The 970-nt window shown below is 46.2% G+C and carries 1 pseudogene; it reads right to left on the bottom strand.

The window, feature by feature from the left end:
- Positions 1–32: 32 nt before the first annotated feature.
- Positions 33–967: pseudogene (locus tag R7Q48_RS25205) on the bottom strand (IS5 family transposase).
- Between the last annotated feature and the right edge of the window lie 3 nt (positions 968–970).

Genomic DNA, 970 nt, shown 5'->3' with positions numbered 1-970 from the left:
GATGATGTTGTGGGCTTTGTTGCGTAATTCGGTCAGAGAACCAAACTGCCTGAAATTGAGCAATTAACACACTGCGTTTCAAGTATACCAAGCCCTGTAAGTTTGTTCAGCGCTTTAATCATAGCGTATGAGCATTGTAGTTTCTCAGGCTTAACCGGCCACCTAACAACTGCTTCACTCGATACATTGCTGTCTCTTATAGTGAGCATTTATGATAGCCGTACCACTTTTTCCACTTACTGTTGGCTCCGTAGAGCTTCTGGCAACCTACCGCTAAATTCCTAGGGTGACCATTCTCCCAGAAGGCTGCCTTTTCTCTTGGTGGGATTCGTGGAACAGCTCGCTTGATCCGTATGGCATCGTGGCAATCCCTTGTGTCATAAGCGCAATCACCAGATATCTCAATAATTCTTCGGCGTGTTTGCTTGAGCAAGTTAGAAAAGACTTCTACATCGGTAACATTAGATAAACTCAGTTCTGCCGCGACGATTTCGTGAGTGCTGGTGTCTACCGCTAAATGCAACTTTCTCCAGACTCTACGCTTCCCGTCAGTACCATGCTTCTTGACCTTCCATTCACCTTCGCCATAAACCTTGAGGCCAGTGGCATCAATGGCCAGATGTTGTATTGCTCCTCTGGTTTTGGTTTTAAATGAAACTTCAACTTCCTTAGCTCGGCGGCTTATACAGGTGTAGTGCGGGCAAACAAGCGGGATGTTAGCCAGCTTAAATACGGAGTCTAGAAAACCTTGCAGCGCTCTCAAGGGCATAGAGAAAACGCGTTTCACCATCAGTGCGGTAGTAATGGCTAAGTCGCTGAATCGGCGAGGTCTACCACGCTTGCCTTGTTTGTTTTGCTTCCACTCAGCTATCGCTTCCTCATCAATCCAAAAGGTCAGAGAACCACGGTTGATTAAGGCTTTATTGTACTGCTTCCAGTTAGTTGTTTTGTAACGAGGTTTAGGCATGAG

The sequence above is a fragment of the Vibrio sp. 378 genome, from assembly GCF_033339435.1.
Note: the sequence above shows the minus strand (reverse complement) of the source record. Positions and strands in the feature narration are given on the sequence as shown.